Genomic DNA, 22,575 nt, shown 5'->3' with positions numbered 1-22,575 from the left:
CGGTTGAAAAAAATGAAGCTGAAACTATCGCTGGCCATTATCGCGAGCCTGTCAGTATCACTGGTTTTTGCGGCGGAAGATGCGGCTACCGGCAGTGAAAAGAAAGTCGATAACAAGGTGAAGGCGCTCTCTGGTATTTCCATTATCGGAAACAAGGAAGCACCGAAGTCACTGTACATCGTGCCGTGGAAAAGTTCTGAGGTGGGTGTGGAGAGTGGTTTGAATTCCAGCCTGCTCGATCCCACGTTGCAGCCACTGGACAAAGAAGTGTTTATGCGCGAACTCGAGTTTTACCAGCTCAGTCTCTCCGAAGACTAGCCGGAGCGCCGGGTTCGCCATCAGAATCTCGTGCTGAGTCCCTGTGGGCCAGCGCAGACAAGAAAGTTACCAACCATAGATTGACCATAAAAGGTCGCAACAACTGAGGTTAAGCGGGCAGCCGCGCAACCGACAAAGAAAACCTAGAGGGCTTGTGATGGATTTCTTTAACAGCGTAATCGCGTTTTTTCAGACTGGCGGTGTGTTCATGTACCCCATTCTGGTGGTATTCGCGCTGGGCGCCGCGGTGGCGATCGAGCGCTACATTCGCCTGGCCTATGAGCGCCACACCAACCGTGCAACCTGGAACAAGTTGCAGCCGGTACTGAATTCTGGCGATTTCGATCGCGCCCGCAACCTGGTCAAAGAGGACAACACTGGTGTTGGTCGTCTGCTGGCCATGGGCCTGGAGCGTCAGGGCGCCGTACGTCGTCGTGAGGATATCGAAATCGCGATGGAAGAGAGCATCATGGAGAGCATCCCGCAGCTGGAAAAGCGCACTCCCTACGTTGCTCTGGGTTCGAACATCGCCACCCTGCTGGGCCTGCTCGGTACTATTATGGGTCTTATCGAAGCCTTTACCGCGGTAGCAAACGCCAACCCCGCCGAGAAAGCGGACCTGCTGTCTGCGAGTATTTCCGTGGCGATGAACACCACCGCTTTCGGTCTGATGGTGGGTATCGCACTGCTGATCGTGCACGCATTCCTTAACTCCCTGACCGGCCAGATTGTCGACAGCCTGGAAATGGTTTCCGTAAAAGCGCTGAACATCATCTCCAGCAGCACCCGCCGTCGCAGCGAAGTGCCGCAGGAAGAAGCTGCTGAAGGCAAACCGGTTAATCGTGACGTTGTACAGACTCAGCAGGCTAAAGCCGCGCACGCCGCAGATGCGGAGCAAACCACCGAGAGCAGCAAGCCGGAATCTGTGTAATGAGAAGCAGGCGTCACGGTAGAAACAAAGAAGCTCCGGAACTGGACATTACCGCCTTCCTCAACCTGATGGTGGTACTGGTGCCGTTCCTGTTGGTTTCCGCGGTCTTTTCACGGGTGACCATCCTGGAACTCAATATGCCCAGCGGCGCTGGCGGCGGTGCACCGGATAACCCCAGTGTCACCGTTGAGGTTGTGGTGCGCAAAGATGCGCTGGAGGTCAGCGACGGTGAAAAGGTGATCGCCCGCTTTACCAACCTGAATCAGGAAGGTGAGCAGGCCGCGGATGCACCGGTCGAGGCCGCAGCGGCAGAGGGCGGTGACCCGGCAGAAGCTGCACCGGTACTGCCTACCGCAGAGGTTTACGACCTGGCGCGACTGCGTGAATTCCTGGTGCGTATCAAACAGTCCTATCCGGAAAAAACCGATTCCACTCTGCTTATGGAGCCGGATGTGGCCTACGAGCACCTCGTTGGTGTGATGGACGCGGTACGTGGAGCTGATGTGATTCCCGAAGGCTCAACCGATCCGGAAGCGAAGCCGGAGCGAATGGAGCTCTTCCCCGATATTTCCCTGGGAGATGCGCCGTGAAACGTGAAAGCAGACGCATGAAGCGCATGGCGCGAAGCCGCAAGCGCAAAACACCGGGTATGAACCTGACCTCGCTGATGGACGTGTTCACCATTCTGGTGTTCTTCCTGCTGACCAACAGCGCCAGCGACGAAGCCATTGAGGCCCCCAAAGTCATCACCCTGCCGGATTCCGTGGTGGAGTCCAAGCCGCGGGAGACCGTTACCCTCATGGTCACCCACGACGAAGTGCTGATCGAAGCCAAATCGGTCATGAAGACCGAAGACCTGTACCAGAGCGAAGAGCTGGTGATCGAGGCGATTCAGCAGGCCATGATCGAAGAGGTCGGTAAGGCTATGACCATGGCTGAGGATGAACTGGAAGAGGCCAAGGCGGCGTTAGCCGCGCGGGCTGCGGCCGGTGAAGATGTCGCTGCCGAGGCGGCGGAGCTACTGGCCGAACCGCCGGAAGTAAACATCCTGGCGGATAGAACCGTGCCGTTCAACGTACTGAAGAAAGTCATGTCCAGCTGCACCAATGCCGGATACACGCGAATTTCCCTGGCGGTTATTCAGAAAGCATCTCAGAGTTAGTGAAAGTTTGTGAGTAATTTTCATCAGCAAAAGCAGGCACTGAGCGCACAGCAGGAAGCTGTCCGCCGCCGACTGGACACGCTTGAGTCCGAGCGGGACCAGGTCGATGGCAAATTGCAGGCCCTGCACAAGGATGAGGCCAAGCATCAGCTGCTCGACGAAATCTCCGACCGCCTCGATAAGCTCGAGGCCGCCGGTGCCGGCGAACTATTCTGGGCGGAACACTACAAGGAAGACGCGTCCAAGGCGCTGATTCACCGCCTGCAAAAGACCGTCAGTATCTACAACGCAAATCTCGACCTGCTGAATGAGCGCCACAGGCGCGTACAGGATCAGATCGAAGAATGCCACGATGATCTGTTTGATCTGGATGCCGAATTCCGGGAGATCCGTCAGCAGGAAGAGGATGTTCACTACGAGTATGAAGTGACTCGGGAGCTGGAGCCTTCAGCATTTCGCAATGCGATCATGCCGTGGAACACCGATGGTGAGGACGAGCGTCGCTTCCGTCGCAGCCTCCTCGCCTGTTTGCTGATCGCGTTCTTCCTCGGTTTCGGCGCGTATACCTGGCAGCTGCCAGAGCCCGATGAAGAGGAAGTGATCGAAGTTCCGGAGCGTCTGGCCAAACTGGTACTGGAAAAGAAAACCAAGCCCAAGCCACCACCGGAGCCGGTGGTGAAAAAGCCGGAAGAGAAAAAGAAAGAGCCTGAAAAAGCGAAACAGGAAGTAGCGAAGGAAGAACCCAAGCCTTCCAATGTGGAGAAGAAGCAGGTTCGCAAGAAGGTGGAGCGCGCCGGTGTTCTGGCCTTCAAGGACAACTTCCAGGATCTTATCCAGGACGACCTCGACAACCGTCTGGGACAGCAGACCCAGCTGAGTACCGCAGGCAAAAAAGAGAACCGCAGTCAGCGTTCACTTATTACCGCCGCGGCGAAATCCGGGTCTGATGGTATCAATACCGCTGCACTCAGCCGCAATGCTGGTGGCGTGGGCACGGCACTCGACGGGGTGAGTTTCTCGAGGGTTTCCAGTGGTATCGGTACCGAGGGTGACTTCGCCGGCGAAGAGCGTCCGCTCAGCGATGGTGTGGGTCCGTCCCGTACCGACGAAGAGATCCAGATTGTCTTCGACCGTTACAAGTCAGCGCTGTACCGGATCTACAATCGTGAGCTGCGTAACAACCCGGCCCTGCAGGGCAAGATGGTACTGCGTATCACCATCGAGCCGGACGGATCGGTATCGCTGGCCAAGGTGGAGAGCAGTGATATGGACTCTCCGGCGCTTGATACCAATATCATTGCGCGGGTGAAACGCTTCAACTTTGGGGCCAAGGACGGGGTGCCGACAATCACCATCCTGTACCCCATAGACTTCCTGCCAGCCGCGTAATGTGACTGCCTACACCGCCCCGGTTTTCCCGGGGCGGTGTACGTGTTCACACTTCTTAAGAAATTACCTGAGGTTTGCCTGAGAACTGTTTGGCAAACGAAGAAAAAGTTCCCTTGTGGCGCCGCAATTTTGACTTGCTTCACGGTGCCCAATCCCTCCTTCCAATAAAGTTCCGCGACCGGTTCTCCTCCGGTGCTGCCGCGCGTGCGGCGGATTGCAAATCAATTTTTACTGACTGGCAGCGGAAAGCGATGAAGTCTGAAGTAGCAGGGCGAAACTCTCTAAAAGGTGCATTTGTAGGCTGGATGTTGGCCTGCTTTGGACTTCTGTTTATGGCAGAGGGAGCACTGGCGCAATCTGGAAATTGCCCGAACCCGTCAGTCAGCATCAGTTTCCAAAGCAGCAGCTACTGCGAGCTCTGCGGTAATCAGGCGGAAATTGTCCTGCAGATCAGCAACAACACATCCAACTGGTGGGGCAACGGTGATAAGGCCATACGCGATATTTCCCTGACCGTGGATCTGGGGGAAGTAGCTGATGTTCTGAGCTACAGGAATAGCTCGGAAAATGTCGGCGATATAACGGCCAATGGAGCCGGGGATATCCTGAGCTGGGATCTTGGTAACCTGGAAATATCTCGTGGCGGCTCTCAAACCCTGCGCTTTTACCTTGACCCCATCACTAATCAGCAGGAAGAGCTGGTCGACATCAATCGTACGCTGTCAGCTTCTTTGAACGGTTATGAATACGGCAACTGCGAGACCAACAATAACGGCCGTGTACCTGAGTACATAGATAACCCAAATGTCAGCCATAACGGCTACCAGCTGCCCATTCGTGAGCCGATTCCCGCGCTTGAGAAGCTCGGCCGTAACGTCGATGCAGGCCAGACTAACTGGACTAACTCCATTTATGGTAATACCAATGATGACGTAGTTTGGCGTGTGCGCATCAGCAATAGCGGTCAGGCCGGCATGCAGGACGTGCGCCTGGACGATTTGATGACGGATCCCAACGTATCAATCAGTCATGCCTGTCCGTCTCAGGGCGCTGCGTTGACGATTGCAGGTAACAATGGTTCAGGCACGGCTTCTGGCTGTATGACTGCTGACAATACGGTTGAAGATTTTCAGTTGAGTGCGCCCTTCGGCGGCGCCGGGGTAGTGGATGTGCCGGCGGGTGGCCAGACCGATATCTACTTGGTCGGCAAGGTAAACAGTTCCTGTGCAAACGGTACCAACACCGTCAGTGATTTTCAGTGGGGTTGTGAGGTCGACGGTGATAACAGTGATAACGGCACCCGGGTAGGCGGCATCTTACAGACGTCGAGCAATGGTGGCCCGTACAGTGTCACCGCGAATATGAACAGCCATTCGGTTGGGGATCTCGATATTGTTCGCCATATCACTGGTATCTATGGTGCAGGCCTACAGCAGGACACTGATCTTCCGAGCGCGGAACCACTCGGTACCCGCGGCTATGTAACGCTGTTTATCCGTAACTTTACAGGTGGATCGGTAAAAGATATCGACTTTACCAACGACCTGCCGGCCGAGTATGTAGTTGATCCCACTTACACACCGCAAATACTCCGCACCCGCCGCGGCTTGAACCACGACGCCACCTACAACGCCGGATTTAACGGCATGGTGGAAATCATCGAATGGACCAATGAGAACAGCGATCCGCTGCAGAACAATGCGCCTCATTTCCGCCTGTTGAGTAACTCCACAGGGGAAACCGCGGATCAGCAAAATATGCTGCGCCACGGTGATGAGATCGTGGTGCGCTTCCGCATTGTTACCACTGAGCCTGATTTTTACGATGTCGTAGCGGATCTGGATGTCGAGATCGAAGACTCCGTGAGCTCTACTGATCCGAATAGCAACCGAGAGCTCGATCAGCAAAACGTGCTTTCGGTCGACTTTGGCCACTTCTGTGGTAGTGAGTCCGACCGCTCAATGACTCGCAGCGATTCGGTTACCCCCGATCCAGAAGATCTCGACGTTTACATGACCCACCCGCTGTACATAGTGCGGGATACGGGTACGTCACCGCTGACGCTGGAAATGCGTAACAGTGGTGGCCACACGGCGGACAACTACAGCCTGTACGTCACCTTCGGTGAGGCCATGGACGTTGTGCAGGCACCGGGGCAGTGCCGGGAAATGACGGCAAGCGAAGTAGAGCATCCGCTGTGGAATCGGCCTGAATTTATTCCCGCCTCTGCGACAGTGTTTCGTTGTGATTCTTCTGGCGGCGGATCTAGCCTTGGCAATCTGGCACCGGGGGCGACCCTGCCGCTGGACTTTGCGGTACAGCGTAACCATACCGCGGTGGATGATGACCTGACCTTCCGCGCCGATGTGGTGGGTGAAATTCACCTGTCAGATGATTCCCGACTGACCTGGCCGACACCGGCCAACCTGAATGGTGACCCTGGTACCACGCCCGGGCAGCAGCTGGCCAACAATTACACCCTCGATGGTATTCGTTCCCGGGTATTGGGCTTCAACCTGCTCAAACGCCTGGTGCCCGGTAGCTGTACGGAAGTGGACAGCGCGGATCCTGAATTGTTAATCGGTGAAGACTGCCGCTTCGAAGTTTTTGGCGGTGGCTGGTTCGGGTTTGAAACCCCCGGCTTCACCCTGATTCGCGTAGACAATATCGACTTTGCCGATGAGCTTCCTGCGGGGCAGGGCTATATCGCCCACAACGAACTGAGCTGTAGCGATGTCGTTCTGCCGGACGATTCTGCCCCACACTGTGGTAACGCCGCCAGTTTCGCATGGGACTTCGCCGTGTCACCGGTGCTGGATAATTTCTTCGCCCAGGACAACCTGGCGTGGGATGCGAATAATTCTATCGACGTGAAGGACCACTGGTTCCTCGCGGATATGACCACGCGCCTGCTGAACGATGGCCAGGACACAGTTACTGCGCCCAACGTGCACGCCAACCCGAGCGTGGATTTCGGTCGTTCCAGCTTCCTCGCGGTATTTGATGACTTCCAGGAAACTATCCACAACTACAACGGTTGGCCCGGCGTGCCCGGTTATCCTGCAGAAGAAGAGTGGCGGGTAGACCTGCAGGTTACCGAGCCCAAACTGCATATCACCAAGGATGTATGTAACTTCAGCCGTGCTGGTGAAAACCTGGCGGCCTGTGATTGGCAGCCGGAATTGGTGGACGGCAGTAAGTTCGATGATTTCGTTTACCGCATTACCGTAGAAAACCTACAGGACACCGCCCCCGCAGCGGCACCCGCCTACGACGTGGTCATTTCTGACGTACTCGAAAGCTCGCAAATGTGTGTGTGGCCGTTCGATCAGGACGGTCTGAGCAACACACCGGAAGGCGATATTGGCCTGGTGGGCATCAACAATGTGGGTGCCAACGATTACATATTCGATCCTGCCAATCCGGATGCGGATATCCACTGTAAGCAGGGCGGCGAGCCGGCCTACATTACCTTCTCTTATGATGAGTCGGATGCGCTGAAGCAGATCGATGCCGGTGGCAGCGTGCAACTGTTCTATCGCACCAGCCCGCACCGTACCGTGGTGCCGAACCAGAGTTTCAATAACACTGCGGCGATTTTCCGCTACGACAGCTTGCGCGCGGAATACGGCAACCAGAACCTTCCGCAGATTGGGAACGAAAACCACCCGGCCAGCGATGGTAGTGTGTCGGGCCGCGGTTCGCTTCAGGATCAGGCCATCGGCGGTGCGCGTATTTACTGCGTCAACGGTTCCACCGGCGATGCGACCGGACACTGTGGTACCGACAATGCCACCATGCGCATTATCAGTGTTGAGGCGGAGCCTATTGCGGTCGTGGACGTTTCCACCACGGATACCGGTGCACCCACGCACCCGGGCATCAGCCCCTCCACTCCGGTTATCGGCCCAGACGAAAGCGTCAATGTGGTTGTGGGTGAGGAATTGCGCTTCCGCCTGATCGGCACTGTCCCCGCGGCTGAATTGCGCAACCTTACCTTCCGCGACGAACTGCCCGATGGTCTGCGCTGTGTCGAAGTGGATGAAGTGGATCTGCGGGATCTCGATGCGGACGCGGTGTGGAATCCAGGCGCCAGCGACGGTGTGACCACGCCCAAGCTGGGTACCACCTGTGATGGCAATGTGGTGGAGTGGCGCTACGGCAGCCAGTACCTGATCGATTACGACCCGGCCAAATATCCCGAGTACAACGGACTCTTCCCGATCGAACTTACGTTTGTGGCGCGGGTGGAAAACAGCGCGGCCACCGCCCACGGCAATCCGCTGACCAACCCGGGTGGCGTGGCGCAGATGACCTACGAAGACCAAAACGGTGTTCTGCAGGAGCCGGCGGTCTTCGAACCCATAACCCTGAATATACTCGGTCCGCGTATCACGCTGGAAAAAGTGCTGTCTGTGGATGAAGCAGATGCGGACGATATTGTCACCGTCACGGTAACGGCGACCAACGCCGACAACGAAGATGGCGCGACTTCCGCAATGGCCTACAACCTGCAGGTATTGGACGACTTGCGCGGTACCAAATACCGCTATGTGGAAAACTCTGCGGAAGGCCTGGCTTCGCTGGAAGTGGATTATCTGGATGGCGATACCAATGCGCCTATTTTCCAGTTCCGCGACGACACAGAAACGGATCGGCACGCTGCCCCGTACGCGATTGCGGTAGGCGAGAGTGTTACCTTCAGCTTCAAGGTGCGTGTCGTTGGCGAGAATGATACCGACGCAGATGTTTCCGCCCACGAAGAACTGATCAACCGCATTGAGGCACGTTGGCAGTCGCTGCCGCAGAACACCCTTGCGCTGAACGACACCGGTGTGATCGGTGCTGACGGTGATACCGACGGCATGCGCGTCGGCTATGTGGCCAACCGCAATGAAGACCTCAATGACTACGAAATCAGTGCCGAAGACTCCCTGGTAGTCGGCGGCCTGACGCTGGCCAAGGCCGATATTACGGAAAATGGGGATACCCCGGAATCCCGTACCATCGGTGCCCACCGCAGTTTCCGTCTGGATATCACCTTGCCGGAAGGTGTAACTGAAGATGTACAGTTAACAGATACCCTGTCTGAGGCTTATGCGCTGGCGGTTAACGCTGCACACGGCTACGAGATTCGCTGTGAGTTCGACGATATCCTGAGTATCAACGACCTCACACCAGATACGGCCTGTGACGCGTTCGCAGGCGACCTTCCAGCGGACGGTGCTGGCACCATGACCTGGGATATCGGCAAGGTAGCGACCCGCACCGAAGATGACACCAGTGCGGATGCCAATAATGAGTTCGCTCCGGCTATTCGTATCTACTATGTCGCGCGTATTGAAAATGTTGACGGTGTAGCCGCTGGCACCCCACTGAGCAATACAGCCGAACTTACTTATCTCAATGCAGCGGCCACACTGTCTGCCTCTGTTGGCCCCATTGACGTTGCGGAGCCAGCACTATCGGTAACCAAAAGCGCCAGTGCAGAGAGCGCGGTCAGTGGCGATACGCTGGTGTACACCGTAGAAATCAGCAATGCCAGCGGGGCTAATGTTTCCACTGCATTCGATGTGAACATTGCCGACCTGTTGCCCGAGCAATTGCGCCTGGACAGCGCCACTATCAATGGTGCCGATGCGATGCCCGGTACCCGCGGTGACGATGCATTGGTTTGGGGGCGCGAGAACAGCGACAACAGCCTGGATATTTTGCCGGGTGGAACTCTGACTCTGGTTTACAACACCACGGTACTGTCTGCATTCGGTAGCACCATCGACAACACGGTCTACGTTGATTGGTCATCGCTCGATGACGCGGTGGTTGGGCAGGAAGACTACCAGCGTCACGGCGAGGGTTGCCCGGTAACTACGGTACCGAATATTTACTGCAGTGAAGATTCCGAATCCGTAGCCACCCAGGACAGTACCGACTTCAGCAAGACCGCTGCATCTACCGCGTGGGGTGATCCTGATCGTGCGCGTATCGGCGATACGGTGCAGTACACCCTCAACCTCGGTTTGCAGCCGGGTGTTACCCGTAATGTGGTGGTTACCGATCAACTGCCGGAAGGCCTTGAGCTGGTTTCTGTGGATAACATCGACTGCGGTGTGAAAGGGTTTACCTGTTCGCAAGCGCCGGATGAACCTGCGCCGGGCGCCACTGGCACCCTGCAATGGGAACTCGGGGATGTGACCGCAGAGAGCGACTCTACACCGCCGCTGACCATCGTTTACACCGCTGTGGTGCTGGATGATGCGAGCGTATTCCCGGCAGATGGCAATGACGTCGAGCGGATAAATACCGCCGAATTCACTTATGACGGCGCCGCGACTTTGCTCCAGGATCAGGCCAGTATCTGGGTGGTGCAGCCGAATATTACCGCTCTGGTAAAAACGGATAGCCGCGCTGGTGTCGACAGCCCTCACACAGTGCTCGATATCGCCAATGAAGTGATGAACTTCCGCCTGGAAGCGCTCAACGCCGGTGGCGCACCAGCCTATGGGGTGGTTATTAGTGATACCTTGAATATTGATCCTGCTAGTCCGGAGTTTGACGAGAGCACCCTGACAAACGTCCAGGTACAGGTGGCCGGTCAGCCTGCGACTTTTAATTACACGCTGAACAGCGGTGTAATCGAATTTACCCTGGTGGATGCGGTGGCAGAAAATGCCGTGATCGCTATCGATTACCAGGTCGGCCTGAACAGTACCATCTCCAGTGGCCATACGTGGTACAACCGCTTCCACATCAATCGCTATGTCTCCAGCGATAGCGACGCGGTGTCGGATCGCGAATACCTGGGTACAGCGCCGGATTGTGCAGTATCGGCAGTGGATAACTGCTTCACCCTGATGACCCCGGTGGCTAACCCGGAAGACCTCACGCTGCAATTGCTGACGCCTGCCGACGGCCGCGCACCGATCGGCGAGCCGGTGAGCTATCGCATTACCGTGCCGGCCAGCCCCATCGCGACATCTGCTCTGGCGGATGTGGTCGTGGAAAATGTTGTGCGGGGACGAGATACCGCCATTGCTCTTGATACGGTCACCATCGACGGCAATCCGGTTACCGTGGCCGATGGCGAAACCTTCACCATCGACGTTGGCGATATCCCGCCGAATGAAGTGCGCGAGATCCTGGTTACCGGTTGGGTGGCAAATCATATCGATGCGCAGTCTGGCCAGAGCTACGATATCAGCGCAACTTACACCTACAACGAAGCCGGTGTTGTCACAGAAATGGGCGGCGGTGATGCCACAGTGACAGTGGTTGAACCCGAATTGGGGCTGACCCAGAGCGCGGTCAATCAGAGCGGTAATAGCGAACCGGTGGCCGGTGATTTCTACCGCTTCAGCCTGGCACTCGCCGAGCAGGGCGCCAATGGCTCCGCGGCCTTTGATCTTTCGGTATTGGAAGAACTGAGCCTCGGCTGGGCCTACGAGCCGGGCAGTGCGATTTTTAACGGCTCCGCCATTGCCGACCCAGCGACCACCGGTGACGGTGTGAACGCAGCCCAGACTTTGACCTGGAACGCGGTGGCGAATACTGATATTCCGCAGGGCGAAACCCGCACGCTGGAATTCGACGTGCGCGTACTGGACAGCGTGCTGGCTGGTCAGGAACTGACCGGCAGTACCAGCGTACAGTGGACCAGCCAGGCCGGAGTGCCAGAACATGTGGAACGCGATGGCTCCGATATGCCGGATGCAGCCGCGTTGAACAACTATTTCCTCGGCCCCGAGCAATTGCCGCCGCTGGCGATCACCAACAACGCTACCCTGGCGAAAAATGTACTGCAGGAAACCGCACCGCTGAATGACGGCGAGCTGCGTATTGGTGACCTGGTTACCTACGAGCTCCGTCTCGGTGTGCAGCGCGGAACCTTGCCGAATGCCGTGGTTACCGACACCCTGCCTACCGGCATGGTGTTCGTGGATACCGTTTCCATTACCGCCGACGGCATGACCTACGACCTGGCCCAGGAGCCGGTCGCGGAAGCATCCGGGCAGGTAGCCTGGAATCTCGGATCCCTGGTGAACAGCACCGGTGACGAGCTGGTAATTACCTATCGCACACGGGTGCAAAGAGACGTGTTGCCGCTCAATGCAGCAACTACCCCACTGCGCAATGAAGCCAGCTTCCAGTTCGATACGGCTACAGGCCCGAGCACGCCGCTGCTCGCCGAGCAGACGTTGAACCTGTTGCAGCCGGATCTGACCTTTGCTCTCGTGGCGACGCCTGACGGCAGCGCGGCACTGACACCGGCAGAAACCATCACCTTTACCGCGACTATTACCAACACTGGTACTGCACCGGCGTACGACATTGTGCTGCATGATGTTATTCCGGCCGGCATGCGCCAGGGCGGTGTGCAAACCGTCAGCATCAACGGCAGTACCGCCAACCTGGTTCAGCCCACCTTCGACAGCGCGACGGGTGATGCCATCTGGAACTTCGGCAACGAAATTCCTGCGGGCGGTACCTTTGAAGTGGTTTACCAGGTGGTGACCGATAGCGATATCGGCGCCGGTCTGCAGATCAGTAACAACGCCTACCTGGAGTGGTATTACTCCTTCGCCGAGAGCGATATTCCCGAAGGCGCGGTACTGGATAACCGCCAGCCCTACGGACCGAGCGATGCGGTAAGCGTGCAGTTCAATACCCCGGATGCCCAGCCGCTGCTGATCGCCGTTGAACCCACGACCCGTGAGAATGCGTCTATCGGCGAGCCCTTCGTTTACCGCCTGACGATTCCGGCAGTGGGTACGCTTAATGACGTCGCGATCCAGATGGATCTGGCGGACTCCGGTATTGATCCGGTGGACCTGGCATTTGTCAGCGCTGCGCAGGTTTCCGGCAATATCGCGTTCAATCCGCAGGGTTCGGTGGCCGGCACTGTGCTGACCATCGAAGACACGAGCAATGGTATTGATGTCGAGGCCGGCGATTCCGCGGTGATCGATGTCACCCTTCGCCTGCGTGATACCGCCCTGAACCAGTTCGGCAAATCCTTTACCGCACGCGCTGGTTACAGCTACAGCTACGCCAATGACGACCCGAATGCGGGCCGTGGCATGGGCGAGGTCAGCGAGTATTCCGCGGCGATTCAAATCGTCGAACCCTACGAACTGGTGCTGACCAAGACCGGTGATGCGCAGATCCAGGCGGGCCTGCCCGCGCGCTTCCTGGTAGATGTACACAACCGCGGCACCGGCCCGGCCTGGGATCTCACCGTACGTGACTTCCTGCCGAATACTGATCAGGGCGGCATGTGCGAAACCGCACCGGCGAATTTTGCCGCGACCGTCGTCGACGGTGCCGGCAATACCGTAGCGACCCTGAGCCAGGGCAGTGACTTCACCACTGCCTTCGACGCTGACGCCTGTACGCTGACGTTCACTACCGTGGGCGCGGCAGCGGCGATTGCAGCTGATCATCATGTGCAGTTTGGCTACGACGCCTACCTTGATGCGGATACCGTTGATGGCGCCACGCTGGACAATGTCGCCGGTGCCGAGCGCTGGTACAGCTGGGACAGCACCGGCCCGGATGCGCGTATCTACGAGCGCACCTACGCCAATGATCCGGCGGATGGCACACCGGGCGTTGAGGACCACGAGGACGTGTTCACCATTACCGCGGCCGTGCCGAGCGTGGTGTTCGAAAAAGTGGTGGCCAACATCACTTCCGGCGACAGCCCGGCCGCCGTTGCCACGCCCGGTGATGTACTCCAGTACACCCTGACCCTGCGCAACCTCAGTGATCTGGATGTGGAAAACATCGCGATCACCGACGAGCTGGATCGCCTGAACAGCCCGGCGTATTTCGCACCGGGTACCCTGCAATTGATTACCGCGCCGACTGGCAGCGACAGCAGTGCGACCAGTGCCAGCGGTGGTGCCAACGGCAGTGGCCTGCTGGATGTACGCAACATGGTACTCGGTGCTGCGGGCAGCGGCAGTGAGGAAATCCAGCTGGTGTACCAGGTGCAGTTGGTCAAGGTGATCGACAGTGCCTCTGCGGTACTCAACCAGGCCCAGGTACAGCTGCCTGGTCAGGCGCTGATTGACAGTGATGATCCAAACATCAATGGCAGCGCCGATCCGCTGACCGCGGGCGATGAAGATCCGACCCAGGTACTGATTGAGTCGGCCGCAGTGCTGAAAGTCGAGAAGACCTCCGACGATCTCACCGGCGAACCCGACAGCCTGATGCCGGGCGATACCCTGCGCTACACCCTGCGGGTGGAAAACATCGGCAACGAAAACCTGCTGGAGGCCAGCCTGCGCGACCAGGTGCCGGCCAACACCACGTACGTTGCCGGCTCCACCACGCTGAATGGTGCGGCAGTGGACGATGTGAATGGCAGCACGCCACTGGCGCAGACGCTCGCGATCCAGTCCCCCGGTGCCGAGGCCGGCGAGCTACAGGCGGATCCGGATGCATCCGGTAGCCTGGCCGCAATCATCACCTTCGATGTCACCATCAACGACGTTAACGATGGCACGGTGATTTCCAACCAAGGCTTCGTAAACGGAAACGGCGCAGGTGGTGCAAACACCCCGCTGGATGAAAAACCCTCCGACGATCCGGCGACCGAAGTAGCAGACGACCCCACCCTGGATATCGTCGGTAATGTGCCGCTGTTGCGGGTACAGAAAACCGTCGCACTGACTGTGGATAACCTGACGGCCGGTATCGTCGATCCCGAAGACGTACTGCGCTACACCATCACCGTCACCAATATGGGCGGCAAGGATGCGAGCGAAGTGCGCTTTGTGGACCTGGTGCCGGAGCACACGACCTATGTTGCGGGCAGCACCACCCTGAACGGCGAAGCAGTTGCTGACAATGGCGGCGAGTCGCCACTGATCGCTGGTATTGCCATCAGCAGTGACGACCTGACACCGCCGCTGCCGGCAGCGGGTGAGGGCGTGATCACTACTGCACAGACCGCCACCATCGTGTTTGATGTGATGGTCAATGTGGATACCGAGCGCGGTACCGTGATCAGCAACCAGGGCAATGTATACAGCCTGGAACTGCCACTTACCCTTACTGATGCGGACGGCAACAGCAGCAACGGCGCCCAGCCTACTGAAGTGGTGGTGGGCGATGCGCAGCAGCTGTCCATTACCAAGGAAGTTGCGGTTGTTGGTGGCGGTGCGGCGGAAGCCGGCAAGGTGCTCGAATACCTGGTGCGGGTCACCAATATCAGCGCAGTGCCGGCAAGTCTGGTGTCCATCTATGACGACCTGTTGATCGCCGGTGAGGGCGTGCTCACTTACGTGGACGACTCCGCGCGCCTGAACGGCCAGCCCACCGGCATCATGGTAGATGGCTCGGTGATCAGCGCGGACTACAGCACCAATTACGGTGACCTGCAGCCAAGTGAAACCATCACCCTGCGCTTCCAGGCCAAGCTCGCCGACAACCTCGCCATCGGTTACACCGTGGTGAATACCGCCGAGGTGAAATGGAACGATCCGCCGGCCTATAACGAAGCCACGGTCACCATCGATATCGGTGGTACGCCGGGTATCGCGAACGTGAGCGGTTACCTCTGGCACGATGTGAACTTCAGTGAAACCGCCGACAGCGAAGAGCGACTGCTCACCAACTGGACGGTGGAGCTGTACTTCAACAACGCGTTGCTGGAAACGGGGCAGAGCGACGAAAACGGCTACTTCCAGTTCGCCGGCCTGGTGCCGAACATGGACGGTGCCGGCGCGAACGGTGCCAGCTACGAGCTGCGTTACTTCGCCCCGGATGCGGTGGATTCCACGGCGTCACTGGGTAATACCAGCTCGGACTTCACCAATGGTCCGCAGCAGATTCGCGATATCTATATCGGCTCCGGTGCCAACCCGCAGAACCTGAATCTGCCGATTACCCCGAATGGGGCGATCTACGATTCGGTCATGCGTCAGCCGATTGCCGGTGTGCGCGTGCGCATGCTGCGCGCGTCCAGTGGCCAGCCGTTGCCGGATGCGTGTTTCGACGATCCCAAGCAGCAGAACCAGGTCACCCTGCCGGGCGGTTACTACAAGTTTGATGTGAACTTCTCGCGCGCGGAGTGTGCGGTCAATGCGGACTACCTGCTGGAAGTAGATGTGCCGAGCGCCGACTATGTGTCCGGCCCGTCCCAGATCATCCCGCCGCAAACCGGTGCGGACACCGGCAGCTTCGATGTGGCCGCGTGTCTCGGCAGCGCCGCGGATGCGATTCCGGCGACGGCGAATCACTGTGAAATTCAGCTCTCCGAGCTGCCACCGGTGATCGATGTGGATGCGCGTGGTGACGAAACCCACTATTACCTGCGTATCAATCTGGATGACAGCAACCAGCCGGGCAGCAGCCAGTTGTTTAACAACCACATTGCCCTGGATCCGCAATTGGAAGGCGCGCTGGCGCTGACCAAGACCGCGGCCATGACCAATGTGACCCGCAGCCAGCTGGTGCCGTACACCATTACGTTCACCAATACGCTGCCAGTGCCGCTCACGGACCTGCAGCTGGTGGACTACTTCCCGGCCGGCTTCAAATATGTGGCGGGCTCCGCGAACCTCGACGGCGCACCGGTGGAGCCGGAAGTGAACGGCCTGCAGCTGCAGTGGCCGCACCTGCGCGCGGAAGGTGAGCAGACCCACACCCTGAAACTGCTGCTGGTCGTGGGTTCCGGTGTGGGCGAGGGCGAGTACATCAACCGCGCGCGCATGTTCAACGAACTGTCCGGCCAGCAGACCTCCGGTGAAGCGTCGGCGACAGTGCGCGTGGTGCCGGATCCGACCTTCGACTGTACCGATGTGATCGGCAAGGTGTACGACGACAAGAACCTGAACGGTTACCAGGATTCCGGTGAGGGCGGTGTACCGGGTGCGCGGGTGGTAACGGCCAATGGTCTCAAAGCCACGACCGACGCCCACGGCCGTTTCCACATCACCTGTGCGGCGGTGCCGAATCCGGATCGCGGTTCCAACTTCGTACTGAAACTGGACGACCGCAGCCTGCCCAGTGGCTACCGCCTGACCACGGAAAACCCGCGGGTGCAGCGTGCTACCCGAGGCAAGATGCTGGAGTTCAACTTCGGTACCAGCCTGCACCGTGTTGTGCGTCTGGATCTGGCCGAAGCGGTATTCGAGCCAGGCACCAGCGAGCTGCGTCCGCAGTGGGAATCCCGCACAGAACTGTTGCTGGAAAAACTGCAGGATGCCCCATCGGTACTGCGTCTCTCCTATCTGGCCGAGAATGAGGATCCAGCACTGGTAGACGCGCGACTCGCCGCCATCAAGGCGCAGATTGCAAACGACTGGGCGGCGCTGGATTGCTGCTACCCGCTCAATATCGAAACCGAAATATTCTGGCGCCGTGGCGCGCCGCCCAGCCGGGGCGGATTGCTCGATGGCCTTAAACGCAGTGTGGATCGCGCATTAGGTAATGATCGCGACCAGGGAGGATTCCAGTGATGTTCCATCCTTCAAAGTTGACTCGTGCGATCCGCAGAAACTGGATACCGGCGTGCGCCGGTATGACGAAGACTCTGGAACAAACTTCACCGTCATCCCGGCGCATGCCGGGATCCAGCTCCACCGAGCTTTCCGGCAAGCTCCGCAATAGTTTATTGGCACTGGCATTGTTGCCAGTAGTCCCGGCTTTTGCCGCAGAAGCCGAACAGCAAGCCCAAGTTGAAAGCGCCTGGTGGCAGCTGATTCCGGGCCTTTCTACCGACGGCGAACCCACTGCGGATTTCAGTGAAAGTCCCCTGGGTAACAATACGGAATCCTCATTGATTGCTGGCGCCGCCAGTCGCTGGGTGCAGGATGCGGAAACGTTTGTTGCCCCGGAAGAAGCCGTGGTGGAAAAAAACGTGTTGCCGCCGCTGCTGTTCCGCACTGTGGATGACGAAATCGATCCGGCATTGCTGGAGCAGCTGCGGGAAAAACTCGCGGTACTCGACAATGCGCACGAGATGCAGCTCATATTTATCGGCCACACGGACAGCGATCCGCTGACCGAAGACGAGCTGGCGGGTATTGAAGATAAAACGGCCTTTACCGAAGCGCGCGCCAGGCAGGTTGCGGAATATTTCCAGACTGCACTGGAGTTGCCGGAAGACGCCGTGGTGTTTGAAGGCCGTGGTGACAGCGAGCCGCTGTCAGAAAATATCACCGAGAAAGGGCGTGAACTGAACCGCCGTGTTGAGGTTCAGCTGCGTTATTTCGAGCTGGACCAGGAAGCGCGTGCGGCCCAGCGTCGCGCGCAGGCGCTGCAACTCAACCGGGTACAGGTCTGTCGCCAGGAAACCGTGTGTAAGCTGCACTACACCGCCGGCACTGACCAGCGCGCGCGCCTGAAAAACCTCGTAACGCCCCTGCGCCTGCAACCGGGCCAGGCGGATCTGCCGGCAGCTTTCGTGCGCCGCATCAGCGAGGTGCGCAACACCCTGCTGGACAAACCCAACCTCACCATTCATTTCGTCGGTCATACCGACGGCCAGCCATTGCCAGAAGGCCCGGCGGAACTGTATGACGACCAGATGGCACTGTCCCGCGCGGAAGCCCGGAGAACCGCACTGGCGGTGGCGGACCAGCTGAACCTGCCCGGCTATATGGTAACCAGCAGCGGCAAGGGCGCGACCCAGCCGATCGCGGCCAACGATACCGCCAAGGGCCGCGCACTGAACCGCCGCGTGGAAGTGGAATTCTGGTACGACGATTTACTCGAAACGGCTTCCGACGGTGTGCAGGCGTGCCCGGAATCCGCTGCCGCGGAAACCATCACCATTACCCACGAGTCGCCCACCGGCGCCATCCCGCCAATTTTTATCCGCGGCGGCGAGCCGCAGATCAGTGCGGCGCAGCTGGGTCAGATGCAGCGGCTGATGGACGAAGTGGCGGGCAAGCAAGGCGTGCGCCTGAGTTTCGTCGGCTACAGTGACAACGAGCGCATGGAGCGCCGTGAAGCCATGGTCTATGGCGACGACGTGGGCCTGTCCCGCGCGCGTGCGCGGAAAACCATGGAGCTGGTGCAACAGCAACTCGGCCTTACCGACGAGCAGGTGGCTTTCGAAGGGCGCGGCTTTGTGGAATCCCCGGACGTGGTGCAGACTGGATTTATCCACATGGACGGCGCCCGCGTGGAAGTCGAGGTGCTGTACGAAGAACTGGCGGTGCTGGCGGAAAGCGATCGCTTGGAAATCGAACGTATCCAGCGCGAAGCCGAAGCACACAACCCCTACGCGCTGAACCTGATGCGTATTACCGTAGACGGCGCACCGGAATACGATCCGTACAAGAATTCTGCGGACCTGCAGCGCTGTACTGACGTGGCCCTGCAGAAAGCCAATATCCAGTTCCGCTTCGACAACCAGGCCATGCAGCCGCGCCTGAACGTCACCGCGTTCCCGACCACCATCCGTTATGCCGACGACCCGGATACGGAATTGGCGGACAGCCGGGTGCAGTTCAAGCGCTACACCAACTATCCGTCGTACATTACCCGTGCAGAAGTGCGCATCTTCGAGGAAGAGCAGTCCCTGCGCGACGAACCTCTGGCGGTGGTCACCCTGGACCAGAATGGTGAAGGCAGCTGGGAGGCGGACTTCGAGGCCTACCAGGCGCCGTTGAAGAAATTGCAGTATGTGGTGCGGGTTTACGACTGGAAGCAGCGCTTCGACGAAACTCGTCCGCAGACATTGTGGGTTGTGGATAACTTCGAGCCGCAATTGCAGGAAACCACCACGGAACAGGAACTGCTGGTCGGTTACGGTGAGAACCGCCTGGCCGAACAGAATATCCCGGTGGATGGCAATGCGGTGCTGGTCAACGGCGAGCAGATTCCGGCAAATCACAGCGTGTGGCTGGCGGGCCGCGAAATTCCGGTAAGCAGCGACGGCAAGTTCGTGGCGGAAGAGATTTTCGCCAAGGGCCTGCATACCGTGGAAGTGGCAGTACTCGACGACCAGGGCAATGGCGACCTGTTCCTGCGGGATCTCGAGTTTACCCGCGACGACTGGTTCACCGTGGGTATTGCCGACGTCACCATCGCCAAGGATTCCACCAACGGTCCGGCAGCGCTGGTCACCGGTGATGAAACCCATTACGACAACTCCGCCAGTTACGACGGTCGCCTGGCGTTCTATACCAGCGGCTCTTTCGGTGATGGCTGGGAATTGGGCGCGAGTGCAGACACCCAGGAAGGTCCGGTAGACGAGCTGTTTTCCAACTTTATGGAAAAAACACCGGATGCCCTGTTCCGCCGTCTCGACAGCGACCTCTACTATCCCACTTTCGGTGACGACTCCACCGTCGTGGAAGACGCGCCTACCTCGGGCAAGTTCTACATCAAGCTGTCGAACTACGACGATTACGGCCTGTGGGGTAACTTCAAGGCGTCTTACACCGACAATGAACTCGCGCATATCGACCGCGCGCTTTATGGTGCCAATTTCCACTTTGAAACCGACGACGTTACCGACTTCGGTGATAAGCGCTTCCAGGTGGATGCGTTCAGCGCGGAGCCCGGCACTATTGCCGGTCGCGATGAATTCCGTGGTACCGGCGGCTCGCTGTTTTACCTGCGCCACCAGGATATCCTCACCGGCTCCGAACGCCTGCGGGTAGAGGTGCGGGACAAGAACTCCGGCCTGGTGCTGGGCGTGAAAAACCTGACTCCGGTAATCGACTACGACGTGGACTACATCCAGGGCCGCGTATTGCTGAACCGTCCGCTGTCGGCGATCGCCAATGACAACCTGATCATCCAGGACGGCGCTTACAGCGGTAATCCGCAGTTCCTGGTGGCCCGCTATGAATACACCCCGGGCTTTGACGATATCGATACCCTGGCGGTGGGCGGCCGCGCCCACTACTGGGCCGGTGATCACGTGAAGATCGGTGTGAGTGCCAGCCAGCAGGACGAGGAAGACAACGAGTCGTCCCTCAACGGTGTGGACCTGACCCTGCGCAAAAGCGCCGGCAGCTGGGTGAAAGTGGAAGTGGCGGAAAGCCAGGGCAACACCCTCGACAGCCTGTCTTCCTTCGATGGCGGTTACAGCTTCAACCAGAACGGACTCGACCAGGTCGAGCCGCTCGACCCGAATGCCAAGTCCGGCGCGAGCAAGTTTGAAGCGGCGCTGCAGGTTGGCGACTTCTTCGAAGGTGTGCGCGGTTCCGGTACCGTTTATGCCCAGCAGCGCGATGCCGGTTTCTCGGCCCCGGGCCAGCTGGTGACGCGGGAAACTGAGCAGTACGGTGCGACTGTAAATGTCCCGATTGGCGAGCGCGTTGATGTTGGCCTGAAAATGGACACCAGCGAACAGGTCCAGGGCCTGCAGACATCGGCGATGGATGTGGAGCTGGGATACCGCTTGAATGACAACTGGCGTGTCGCCACTGCCGCCCGTTCGGATTCCCGCGAAGACTTCTCACCGGTCGTACCGGTTACCCAGAAGCAGGGTGACCGTACTGATGTGGCGGTGCAGGCGAGCTACGACTCCGGTGCCAACTGGAATGCCTTTGGTTTCGTGCAGCGCACCGCAGAGCTGTCAGGCAGCCGCGAGGAAAACAACCGGGTCGGCCTCGGCGGTGCCTATCGTGTGAGCGAGCGCCTGACCGTAGACAGCGAGTTGTCCGGCGGCGACCTGGGTACCGCGGCGAGCCTCGGCACTGACTTCCTGGTGACCGACCGCACCAATCTCTACCTCAACTACACCCTGGATAACGAGCGTACCGACACCGGCGTGCGCGCGCGCAAGGGCAACCTGAACAGTGGTTTCCGCAGCCGCTTCTCCGATACCACGAGTATTTACGGCGAAGAGCGCTATACCCACGGCGATGTATCCACAGGCCTGACCCACGCGCTGGGCGTGGATCTCGCACCCAGTGACAAGTGGAATTACGGTACCAGCCTCGAAGCCGGTACTCTGGAAGATCCGCGCACCGGCGCCGAAACCGAGCGCCGCGCGATGGGTGCGAGCATGGGCTTTAATGACAGCGCTCTGCGCCTGTCCAGTGCGGTGGAATACCGCGTGGACAATATGCAGATGCTGATTGACCCGGAAACGGTGCAGGACAGCGAGCGCAAGACGTGGCTGCTGAAAAACGCCCTGAGCTTCCAGATCAATCCGGATTGGCGTTTGGTCGGCAAGCTCAACTATTCCGACAGCCAGAGTTCACAGGGTGAGTTCTACGATGGCAAGTTCACCGAAGGCGTCATGGGCTATGCGTACCGTCCTGTGGATAACGATCGCTGGAACACCTTGCTGAAGTACACCTACTTCTACAATGTGCCGACCACGGATCAGGTACTGGTGGCCAACACCGCCACGGAATTTGTGCAGAAGAGCCATATCTTCTCGGTGGATACCAACTACGACCTGACCCGGCGCTGGACTGTGGGTGCCAAGTACGCCTACCGCCTCGGCCAGTTGAGCATGGAGCGCGAAGACCCGCAGTTCTTTGACAGTACCGCGAGCCTGTATGTGTTGCGCGCGGACTGGCACTTTGTGAACAAGTGGGACCTGCTGCTGGAAGGCCGCATGCTGGACCTGCCAGAGGCGGGCGACAGCAAGAGTGGTGCGTTGCTGGCGCTGTACCGCCAGATGGGGCGCAACTTCAAGGCGGGTATCGGCTACAACTTTACCGATTTCTCCGACGACCTGACCGACCTGGATTACGATAGCCAGGGTGTGTTTATCAATATGGTGGGTAAGCTCTAAAACCCGGTTCGCCTGCAGCAGGTAGGAGCCTGCTCGCAGGCGAACCTCTATCGA

7 protein-coding genes are annotated in these 22,575 nt (G+C 58.6%); all 7 read left to right on the top strand.

Going from position 1 to position 22,575, the window contains the following annotated elements; genetic code table 11:
- Positions 1–12: 12 nt before the first annotated feature.
- The 7 genes from LC093_RS05940 (at position 13) to LC093_RS05910 (ending at position 22,521) form a co-directional block, all read left to right on the top strand.
- Entirely contained in the window at positions 13–318 is a 306-nt protein-coding gene (locus LC093_RS05940) for a hypothetical protein (protein WP_226663187.1), read from the top strand.
- Between the two features lie 157 nt (positions 319–475).
- The gene (locus tag LC093_RS05935; protein ID WP_226663186.1) at positions 476–1,249 is read left to right on the top strand and encodes a MotA/TolQ/ExbB proton channel family protein; all 774 of its coding nucleotides are present in this window, start codon (positions 476–478) and stop codon (positions 1,247–1,249) included.
- Positions 1,249–1,839: an ExbD/TolR family protein gene (locus LC093_RS05930; RefSeq protein ID WP_226663184.1), complete on the top strand. Its 591-nt coding sequence runs from the start codon at positions 1,249–1,251 to the stop codon at positions 1,837–1,839. Before LC093_RS05935 ends, LC093_RS05930 begins: the two co-directional genes overlap by 1 nt.
- Positions 1,836–2,411, top strand: a complete 576-nt coding sequence (locus LC093_RS05925) for an ExbD/TolR family protein (protein ID WP_226663182.1) — start codon at positions 1,836–1,838, stop codon at positions 2,409–2,411. Before LC093_RS05930 ends, LC093_RS05925 begins: the two co-directional genes overlap by 4 nt.
- Positions 2,412–2,420: 9 nt before the next feature.
- Complete coding sequence (locus tag LC093_RS05920; protein WP_226663181.1) at positions 2,421–3,800, top strand: AgmX/PglI C-terminal domain-containing protein; 1,380 nt, start codon at positions 2,421–2,423, stop codon at positions 3,798–3,800.
- Between the two features lie 251 nt (positions 3,801–4,051).
- Positions 4,052–17,269 (top strand): DUF11 domain-containing protein, encoded by a 13,218-nt coding sequence (locus tag LC093_RS05915; RefSeq protein ID WP_226663178.1) that lies wholly within the window; start codon positions 4,052–4,054, stop codon positions 17,267–17,269.
- Between the two features lie 62 nt (positions 17,270–17,331).
- Positions 17,332–22,521: an OmpA family protein gene (locus tag LC093_RS05910; protein ID WP_226663175.1), complete on the top strand. Its 5,190-nt coding sequence runs from the start codon at positions 17,332–17,334 to the stop codon at positions 22,519–22,521.
- Positions 22,522–22,575: the final 54 nt, after the last annotated feature.

The organism is Microbulbifer aggregans (assembly GCF_020524005.1).
Taxonomy (GTDB): Bacteria; Pseudomonadota; Gammaproteobacteria; order Pseudomonadales; family Cellvibrionaceae; genus Microbulbifer; species Microbulbifer aggregans_A.
This window is presented reverse-complemented; position numbering and strand designations above follow the sequence as displayed.